General features: G+C 67.6%; 7 protein-coding genes. 4 read left to right on the top strand and 3 right to left on the bottom strand.

Features of this window, described 5'->3' with window-relative positions:
- Window positions 1-280 (top strand): helix-turn-helix transcriptional regulator (locus VGS97_RS14605; protein WP_326854024.1); only part of this gene is annotated, 280 nt, incomplete at its 5' end.
- Between the two features lie 353 nt (window positions 281-633).
- Window positions 634-2535 carry an arabinofuranosidase catalytic domain-containing protein gene (locus tag VGS97_RS14600; RefSeq protein ID WP_326854023.1) on the top strand — a complete coding sequence of 634 codons (1902 nt, stop codon included), beginning with the start codon at window positions 634-636 and terminating at the stop codon, window positions 2533-2535.
- Window positions 2536-2696: 161 nt separating this feature from the next.
- On the opposite strand, the gene VGS97_RS14595 is transcribed toward VGS97_RS14600, so the two are convergent.
- Together VGS97_RS14595 and VGS97_RS14590 are read right to left on the bottom strand one after the other, a co-directional pair.
- Window positions 2697-4307 carry a carbohydrate binding domain-containing protein gene (locus VGS97_RS14595; protein ID WP_326854021.1) on the bottom strand — a complete coding sequence of 537 codons (1611 nt, stop codon included), beginning with the start codon at window positions 4305-4307 and terminating at the stop codon, window positions 2697-2699.
- A 581-nt stretch (window positions 4308-4888) separates the two neighbouring features.
- Window positions 4889-5071, bottom strand: a complete 183-nt coding sequence (locus VGS97_RS14590; protein WP_326854020.1) for a hypothetical protein — start codon at window positions 5069-5071, stop codon at window positions 4889-4891.
- A gap of 365 nt (window positions 5072-5436) precedes the next feature.
- Between VGS97_RS14590 and VGS97_RS14585 the strand changes: the two genes are divergently transcribed.
- Window positions 5437-7290 carry a hypothetical protein gene (locus VGS97_RS14585; protein WP_326854019.1) on the top strand — a complete coding sequence of 618 codons (1854 nt, stop codon included), beginning with the start codon at window positions 5437-5439 and terminating at the stop codon, window positions 7288-7290.
- The gene (locus tag VGS97_RS14580) at window positions 7287-8786 is read left to right on the top strand and encodes a hypothetical protein (protein ID WP_326854018.1); all 1500 of its coding nucleotides are present in this window, start codon (window positions 7287-7289) and stop codon (window positions 8784-8786) included. Before VGS97_RS14585 ends, VGS97_RS14580 begins: the two co-directional genes overlap by 4 nt.
- On the opposite strand, the gene VGS97_RS14575 is transcribed toward VGS97_RS14580, so the two are convergent.
- On the bottom strand, window positions 8743-9738 hold the full coding sequence (locus tag VGS97_RS14575; protein ID WP_326854017.1) for a LysR family transcriptional regulator: 996 nt from the start codon (window positions 9736-9738) through the stop codon (window positions 8743-8745). The two genes, VGS97_RS14580 and VGS97_RS14575, sit on opposite strands and share 44 nt — an antisense overlap.
- Between the last annotated feature and the right edge of the window lie 32 nt (window positions 9739-9770).

Below are 9770 nucleotides of genomic sequence, written 5' to 3'. Positions count from 1 at the left end.
CGCGGGTCGTGCGTCGATGTCGCGGGCGACGTTCATTCGGCGGTTCAGTGGGGCGACGGGGATGGCGGTGGGGGAGTTCATGACGGGGTTGCGGATGGCGATTGCGGCGGACATGCTCGCGGAGGGTGATCGGTCGGTCAGCGCGATCGCGGCGGCGGTGGGGTATCGCTCGGAGTCGGCGTTCGGCCGCGCGTTCCGTTTGGCGACCGCGACCACCCCGGCCCGCTTCCGCACCAACACACGGCCGGTCGGCACGCACAAGCGGGTCAAGAGGATCTGACCGTTCCGACGACATCAGTCAGAACTTTCCACACGTCTCGTACGCTGCGCCCAGTCCGGGCGCGATAGCAGCAGCCACCGGCTCTTCAGTTGCGGAACTTCCGTATGGCGTGTATGGCGGCAGGGTGCCGGTGAAGCGGCGGCAGTGGCTCGCGGGAGGCGGCCTTAGGCCGTCTTTAGCCCAAACATCTTTCGAAACGACCCTCTGGTACCCGTCATCAGCCTTGACTTATATCTAAAGTCGGCTGAACATGTCTCCTGCGCAACGCCGCCGCGGCGCCGGCTCAGCACCTCCCGCCATGCCCAGCAGACCAAGCTCAGCAGACCGAGCAACGTGACTCGACGGAGGTATTCGTGCTCTTACTACCCAGGCTTCGGCGGCGGACCCGGCTGGTCGTCGCCTTCTTACTCGCGACCGCGATCGCGGTGCCCGCCTTCGGCGCGACCGCGACGAGGGCCGTGGCGGCCACGTCGCAGCCCTGCGATATCTACGCGTCCGGCGGCACGCCGTGTGAGGCGGCGTACAGCACCACCCGGGCGCTTTACGCCTCGTACAATGGCCCGCTCTACCAGATCCAGCGCAGTTCGGACAGCAGCACCCTGAACATCGGCCTGGCGTCCGCCGGCGGGACCGTCAACTCGGCGCCGCAGGTCTCGTTCTGCTCCGGCACGACGTGCACCATCACGCTGCTGTACGACCAGAGCGCCAACGGCAACAACATGCCGATCTCACCGGGCAAGTCCTGTTCCGGCTGCTCGAACGGCATAGGCGGCCCCGGGCCGAACGGTTCGGACGTCGGCTCGAACGCGATGGCGCTGCCCGTGACGATCGGTGGCCAGTCGGCCTATGGCGCGCTGTTCAACGCCATAGGCACCGGCTATCGCAACAACAGCGCCAAGAACGTGCCCACTGGCTCGCAGCCCGAGGGTATGTACATGCTGACATCGTCGAACCTCACGAGCGGCAGCTGCTGCTTCGACTTCGGCTCGGCCGAGACCAACGACTCCGACGACGGCAACGCGACCATGAACGCGATCTACTACGGCACCGCCTGCTGGACCGGGGGCTGCTCCGGCACCGGTCCCTGGGTGGGCGGCGATCTGGAGAACGGCATGTACTTCAGCAACACCGGCCCGAACCCGTCGAGCATCCAGAGCGAGACGGGCTCGTTCCTGTCCGCGTGGGAGAAGAACAACGGCACGACCAACTTCACCCTCAAGTACGGGAACGGACAGCAGGGCGGGCTGACCCAGTCCTACTCCGGGGCGCTGCCCAACGGCTACAACCCGATGAAGGTGCAGCCCTCGATCGAGTTGGGCACCGGCGGGGACAACAGCCCGCAGGGCAAGGGAGAGTTCTTCGAAGGCGCCGTCGTGGCCGGCTTCCCCTCCGACGCCACCGAGAACGCCGTGCAGGCCAACATCACCGCCGCCGGATACGCCGGCAACACCACCACGTTCTCCACGAGCGAGGCCGTTATCAGCCTGAAGGCCCACGCCAACGGCAAGTACGTCGACGCGGCGAACAGCACCACCTCGCTGATAGCGGACGCGACCTCGATCGGCTCGGCCGAGACCTTCGACATGATGACCGGCACCGACGGCACCGTGAACCTGCGGGCGCACTCCGACCACGACTGGGTCACCGCCGAGAGCGCCGGGTCCGCGCCGTTGATCGCGAACCGCGGGGCGGTCGGCCCTTGGGAGACCTTCGATCTGATTCATAACGCTGATGGCAGCGTCAGCTTCCGTTCCTATGCCAACCGCGAGATCGTGACGGCTGACAACGCTGGTGCGTCGCCTCTCATCGCCAATCGCACTGCCATCGGGCCGTGGGAGGAGTTCGACCTGGTCCGCGACACCGTTCCGGTCAGCTTCCGAGCGCACGCGAACAACCAGATCGTGACGGCTGACAACGCTGGTGCGTCGCCTCTCATCGCCAACCGCACCGCCATCGGTTCGTGGGAGACCTTCGATCTGATCGGCAACGGCGACGGCAGCGTGAGTCTGCGTGCGCACGCGAACAGCGAGATCGTGACGGCCGACAACGCTGGTGCGTCGCCGTTGATCGCGAACCGCACTGCCATCGGTCCATGGGAGGAGTTCGACCTGGTTCCCAACACCGACGGCAGCGTGAGCCTTCGCGCCCACGCCAACCACGACATCGTGACTGCCGACAACGCCGGTGCGTCGGCGTTGATCGCGAACCGCACCTCGATCGGTCCGTGGGAGGAGTTCGACCTCATCTTCGACTGATCAGACACCTGATCAACCAGCCGGTCGGACGACGTTCCACCGGTCACGACAAGCGACGAGACCTCTGATTCATCGACCGACCCGACGGCCGGGGCGCGACATCATCAGAGGTCTCGTTCGCGTTCACGCGGTACTGACCGGAGAGGCTGCGTCGACCGATGTCACCCGCCAGGCGTGATCGGGATGGTGCTCGCGCCCGCGCCGCCGGTCACGTTGTTGGAGGCGTACACGACGTTCGGGTTCGAGGTGCACGCGGTCTGGTCCTTGATGTCGAAGCCGTAGCCGGGCGCCGAACCGAGATCGAGGGTGTTGCCCTTGAAGGTGTTGCCGCAGCCGAAGCCGGTGTAGAGCTGCTCGACGAGGATGCCCTGCTGGTACGCGTTGACGCCGGTGTTCCCGTTGACCTGGTAGCCGTTGCCCTTCACGTCGACCCAGGCCACCGCCGAGTTCGCGCCGGCCTCGCCGGTCGCGTCAAAGGAGTTGCCCTGGACCAGACCGCCCGTGGTGCCCTCCTTGATGTCGATGTTCTCGGCGGTGATGTTCGGGCCGAGCGTGTTGTTCTGCACGACGTCGTTGTTCGACGTGTCCGGCTGCCCGCCGCTGTACGTGCCCCAGTTGCTCTGCGCGGAGCCGATGTAGATGCCCTCGCCATATCCGGCCTGGTACTTGCCGGTGTCGTGCACGTGGCAGTTCTCGACGATGTCGTTGCTGCTGAAGGCGCGCAGGTGGATCGCCTCGTCGCCGATGTCGTATACGGTCAGCCCGTCGATCGTGTCGTGCGCGCCGCCGTCGACGACGACGCCCTTCTGGAATGTCGTGACACTGAAGCCCCGCAGAATCCAGTAGCTGGCCTGGAGATGGACGCCGTACGCGCTGTCGACGCTGGAGCCGGTGATGACCGCCGTCGACGGTCCGGTGAGCGTGATCGGGCTGCCCGCCGTGCCACTGATCGTCGCGTTGTACTGGCCGGAGTACGTGCCTGCGGCCAGGCGGATCGTCTCGCCGGGCACGACCGACTTGAGAGCTTGCGACAGCTGGCTTCCGGTCGAAACGTCGACCGTGGTGCCGGACGATGACGTACTGCTCGCGCTGGGGGACGGCGACGCGGAAGCCGAGGCAGAGGCAGACGATGATGGAGTCGGCGTAGGCGTCGCCGTCGTCGTCTTGCTCGGGCTGGGGCTCGCACTCGGAGAGGGTGGGGGAGTGCTTCCGGAGCCTGAGCCGGTAGCGATCAGGCTGAGGTCGTCCGCGTGGTACGTGCCCTGCGCGTACCATCCGTGCACGTATACGGTGATCGACGTGGTCGTCGCACCGGTCGTGAAGGTGGTGGACAGCTGCTGCCAGGTGGTGGCCGACGGCGTCCAGTTCTCGGTATAGCCGATCGCGCCAAGGTAGACGTACGCACCCTCCACGTACCCTGACAGTGTGTAACCGGTGTTCGGCTGGACGGCGACGGTCTGCGTGCACTGAGCGTCGTCGGAGCTGGTCGCGGCTCCGGCGAGCGAGTACGAGCCCGAGTGAACCGGCGTGGTGGTCACGCTCCCGGTGCCCGCGTCGCAGGTCCACGGCGAGAGCGCGGCCGACTCGAATCCGGGGTTCGACAACAGGTTCGTGGCGGCGCGGGCCGGCCCGGCGAACATCCAGGCCCCGGCGATCAGGGCCAGCGAGGTGGCGCCGGTCGCGGCGACCACGCCGAGCATGGAGGCCCGTTTGCGGCCGAACCAGCCGGCCCGGCGTTTGTGCGTGACGTGCGTGAAGCGCGAGACGTGCATGGACGAGTTCCTCTTCCTTTTGCTTCCGCGGAATCGGTCCGGCACACACGGCCGTGTCGCGCTGCGCGAGCGGCGGCGTCACGACGACGGTGCGCGAGGTCCTGTCAGCGACGAGGGTGCGCCGCGGACCGCGTCTGGCGGTCCACCGCCGCCCTGGATCAGAACTCGGTGGCTACCACGATTGGACTAGACCAGCTGTCTTGTCAACGCCTGTGGCGGGCTCGGTCCGTGACCACTGCGGATGCGGGAAAAGTAGAGCGGGGAAAGGCAAGATGAGAATGATGTCGCAGGTGATCGCAGGTGATCGCAGGTGATCGCAGGTGATCGCAGGTGATCGCAGGTGATCGCAGGTGATCGCAGGTGATCGCAGGTGGTGGCAGACGGTGGCAGACGACTGGTTGCGGCCGGATACGGCTGGATACGGACGGAAACGACTGCGGGACCGGCGGACGAGTTGAGACCGTCCGCCGATCCCGCGGTGATTGTTCACCTGCCAGAGCGGCACTTCGTGTTCGTATGCGTGCGCAGCGTCGCGCGCCTTGGAGGCTCGCAGTTGCGGCCGGCGACGCTGCCGGGGTCGACTACCAGCTGCCGCCGGCGCCGCCGCCACCGGACGAGCCACCGCCGAAGCCGCCGAAAGTGCTGCTGCTGCTGGCGGCGGGCGCGGACGTCGTCGCGTTCGCGGCGCTCGCGGTGACCAGGGTGAGGCCGAGGGCCGCGATCGTCGCGGCGGTCAGGGTCGCGGCTGTCAGTGCTCTGCGCACGGGAACCTGCCTTCCTTCCGTGGAGGGGAGACGTACGTTGTGAGTGAAGCAGCAGTGGCCAGACATCCGCCAGAGCAGATCCACACAGGGCAACGCGTGAGAAGGCTCGCAGATCAGTCTCCGGACACCGCCACGCCGCAGAGCATGTCCCACATCCGATATGCGCAGCTGGTCGTCTTCACCCCGACACGCCGTCTGCCGACGATGCCCGGCGCCTGAAATCGACACTCGGCCGGCTCGGCGAACTGTCCGGATACCGATCGTGTTACACAGGTAGGTCACGCTCAGGATTCGAATATGATGCGAGTCACATTGACGCGCGGATGGGTGCCCTGACCGCCCTTGACCGAGGATGGGGGAAATGCGTGGCGCAGTCGATCGATGTCGAGTGGCCGGGGCGGCGGCAGACGGTTGATCTTGTGCGTACCCGCCTCAAGCGGCGTGGCGTGCCCGCGCAGGCTGTGCCGATCGTGCTGCTGGTGGGGCGGCGGGGGACCGGGAAGACGCAGCTGCTTGAACGATTGCAGCGGGAGTTCGGGGACCGCAGTCCGTTGGCGGTCATCGACTTCGCGCACGCCCGGGATCAGAGCCCGCATGATGTGATGCTCACGGTGATGCGGGCGCTGAGCCGGCGGGTGCGTGCGGTCGGGGTGATTCCGCTGCCGCGACTGCTGCTCGGGCTCAAGACGATCGAGGCGCAGGACGGGACGCTGCCGACCGGGCCGACGCCGGGGTTGGCCGAGGACGTCATCGGGGATCTGGCGGATCTGCTGCCGGCCGGGTTCTTGTGGGCCAGGGCCGTGGCCAGGCTCGCGGTGCGGCTGGCGTATTCGATCAGCAATCGACGTCGCGGCGTCTACCTGGAGTGGTACAAGAACGAACTGCGCACTGCGGCGCCGGAGAATGCGCTGCCGGAACTGCGCAGGCTCGCGGGCTCGAACGACGACCGGATCTGGCGGGTGCTGGTCGCCGCGCTGCTCGACGATCTCGCCGAGGATTTCAACCGGTTCAGCTTGCGGCATGGCAGGCGGCTGACGAACTGCCTGCTGACGGTGGACCGGGCGGGTGCGCCGGCCGGGCGGGCGCTGCTGGACGCGATCGCGGCCGAGCGGCGGGGAACGCGTGAGTGGGGGCCGGATCCGCTCGTCGTGGTCGCGGCGCAGGCCGTGCGGCCGGAGCAGGGCATCGCCCGCAGCGCGGATCCGCTTTTTGTGATGCCGGAGCTTGTCGAGGTGGAGCGTATCGACGCCGTGTCGCGGCGGGTCGATGCCGAGATGCTGCTGCCGCTGGGGAAGGGTCTGCGGTTTTTCGGCTACGACGCGGATCGTAAGGCTGCTGACTATGTGGGTGATCTCTCGGAAGGGCACCTGGCCTCTGCGTGTCTGATCGCTGCTTCGTTGCGGTCGGCGCGGGCCGGTGAGGTCGCCCGGCTGCTGGAGCGGCCGCTCTCGGTGTCCGATGCGGCGCCCAGGCCGTTGTACGAGTTGATCGCGGACGGGCTGCTGCCGGACAGGACCGGCAGAGAGATCCAGACGCTGCGCCGCGCGCTGCCCGTGTACGCTGCGGCGTTCGAACCCGAACAGGTCGCCTTCGACAGTGTGTACAGATCAGGAGTCGAGCACGGGGACGTGGCCGACAGTCTCGATCGGCTGTTGTTGGTGGAGGCGAGCGGTGTGCGGATGTATCCGCTGCTGCGGCGGGCGTTGGTGCGGCGCCTCGCTCTCGACGAGGGGGAGTGGGTTCGCGTCCACGCGGCATTCCGGGATCATTATCGTGATGCCGGGCATGATCTCGGGTTCTGGTATCACAGCCTTGCGTTGGTGAGGCTGGATCAGGGCACTGCGCTTGATGAGCTGGTGGGCTGGCTTGACGGTGTGCTGGATCTGGAACCGGCGCGCAAGTGGCACGACGACTTCCTGGCGCCGATCGCGTCGGCGCCCAACCGGCTCGCCGCGGACCGCGATCCGGAGGACTGGGTGACGCAGCTGGCCGGTCCGGAGATCGCCGGCGACCGTAGGCGCGTCGTCAAGCGGTTGCTGGTCACGATGTGGCTGCACGGCGACCGCGACTTCGATCCCACGCACCGGCTCGCCGCCTCGGCCGCCCACGAGTACGGCGCGCTGCCTCGGCTGCGCCAGGGGGAGAACCGGGTGTTCACCGAGCGGGCAGCCTACTACCGGAACCTCGCGAACTATTGGCACCCGAGGGGGGACGTATGAGTCTGAGGGAATGGTGGGGCGGACGCAGCCGCGCGCAGCGGCTCAGCGTGGTCGCCGTGGCGGCGGTGGTGGCTGCGGGCGTCTGGGGCGGGGTCAAGATCGGCGGTACGGTGTCGCACAGCAACCACACCTGCTCGAATCAGGGGGCGACGATCGTCCTGAAGGACGGCCCGGACGGCGAGTGCGTCGGGCTGTCGGATGGTTACTACGACTTCGAACCGTCCCTGCACCGGGTTGATCAGCTCATACTCACCGAGAATCAGTGGGTTGTCGGGCAGCACAAGCCGTACGTCAGCGTCGTCTACCTGCTGCCGATGCCGAGCGGCGACGCCGGCACCCTCAGCGTCCACACGGTCGAGGAGCAGCTCGACGGCGCCTACACGGAGCAGCACTACGCGAACCGCGACGATGTCGGCAGCGCCGGCACCCTGCCGTTGATCAGGATATTGATCGGCAACGGCGGGAACCTCTGGGACGGCGAGAGCGGTACGCTGCGCGACATCGAGGCCGGGGTGTCCAGTCAGCGCATCGTCGCCTTGGCAGGCCTCGGCGTCAGCCTCGCCTCGACGGTGTCCACCGTGCAGCAGTTGACGGGTGACGGCCTGCCGGTGGTCGGCGCGAGTGCGACTGCTGACAACCTGGACAACATCCCGGGCCTGGTGCGGATCACGCCGAGCAACAGCGACGAGGCCAAGGTGGTGCTCGCGTACGTGAAGGCCACGGCGGCCAGCGCCGCGCTCATCGAGGACGACAACCCGGCCGACTCGTACGCCCAGGCGCTGAGCCGGGACTTCACCGCCGACTATCCGGCCGCCGGGATCGTGGACAAGGAGATCTACGACACCAGGGATTCCGCCGACGTCGTCCAGAACCGGATCAACCAGATGCCTGCGGACCTCTGCATCGCGCATCCCGGTGTGGTGATGTTCGCGGGACGCTCGGCGCAGTTGACCGAACTGCTCCAGGCTCTGGCTTCACGGCCGTGCTCACGCCAGGACATCACGATCGTGACCGGCGGAGACGCCACCAACGTCACGCTCGACTCCACGGTCAAGACGACTCTCGGCAGTGGTGTCGCGGTGTACTACGCGGGCATCGCGCACCCGGACGAGTGGGGCGCGGGCACCGGCGCGCCGTGTGCGTACAAGTATCAGGGGTATGCGACGTTCTGCCAGGCCTACACACAGTTTCCGGCCGGCTCGCTTGCCGACGGCAACACGATGATGGGTTATGACGCCACGCTGACCGCCGTCACCGCCATCCGGCTCGCCGGCACGCAGCCGTCGCCACAGGGCGTTGAGACCGATCTCGGCGCCCTGCAACGCGCACACGTCGTGTACGGCGCAAGCGGCCCCATCGTGCTCAGCGCCGACTACGCCGGCGGACGCGGGAGCGATCCGCAGAACAAGCCGGTCCCGCTGCTCCAACTTGAGCCGAACGGCGATCCGCGCCTCATTCGGCTGACATGGCCTGAGGGGCAGCCGTCGTCGTTTTGAGCGGGAGTTGGGGCGCTCTCCATGTCGGCGTCCAGGTCGTGGCGCTTGGTGTGGCGTCGGATTTGTTGGTACGCCTGGAATCCAGGTAGCGGTGAAGTCTGGCGAGTGCGGGGTGCGGATCGCCGTCGCGCCAGATCACTGACATGGGATAGATCGGGGCCGGGTGGCGGATGGGGATGCGCCGCAGGTCGTAGTTGTCCGGCCACAGGTAGCGTGAGCGTTCGCCGATCAGGGTCGCGACGTCGGGCGAGTCGGCGATCTCGTCGAGCAGGGCCTCGTTTCCGAATACCGGCCCGAGCATGTCGATGGCGAGCCCGAACGCGGTGGCGAGTTCGGCGTAGTAGTCGGCGACCTCGCCGCGGGCGGCCAGGCCGGGCATCCAGATCCGGTGCCCGGCGAGTTGCGCGGGCGTGACGGTGCGGGCGTTGGCGAGCGGGTGACGGGGTCCGACGAGCAACTCGTGCGGTTCGTCGATCACCAGGTTCGTCCTGATCGAGGCCGGCAGGTTCTGCTGCGGGCGGACGGCGTGGAAGGTGGCGTCGATCGTCCCGGACGCGACGGCGTCGACTGCGGCGTCGACGTCGGCGTCCAGGGTCACGATGTCCAACTCGGTGTCGGGGTGCGTGCGGTAGAAGTCCTGGAGGAGGACGGCAGGCGCGATCCGCCGGTTGACGACGTCGACGCGCAGGGCGCGGCGACCGGGACGCACGGATGCGTCAGCGCGTTCCGCCACCCGCAGGAGTTCGCGGGCGTGCGGCAGGAACGCCTGGCCGTCGATGGTGAGCCGGGCGCCGCGGGCCGTGCGGGTGAACAGGCGGACTTCGAGGTCTTTCTCCAGCGCGGCGATGCGCTTGGATGCGGCCTGCTGGGTGATCGAGAGTGTGGCGGCGGCTTCCTGGAACTGGCCGGCATCCGCGACGGCGACGAACGTGCGCACGGCGTCGAGGTCCATGGGGTGGACCCTATCGGTACAACGCGGTGTTG

This window comes from Actinocrinis sp. (assembly GCF_035946395.1).
Classification (GTDB): Bacteria; Actinomycetota; Actinomycetes; order Streptomycetales; family Catenulisporaceae; genus Actinocrinis.
Note: the sequence above shows the minus strand (reverse complement) of the source record. Positions and strands in the feature narration are given on the sequence as shown.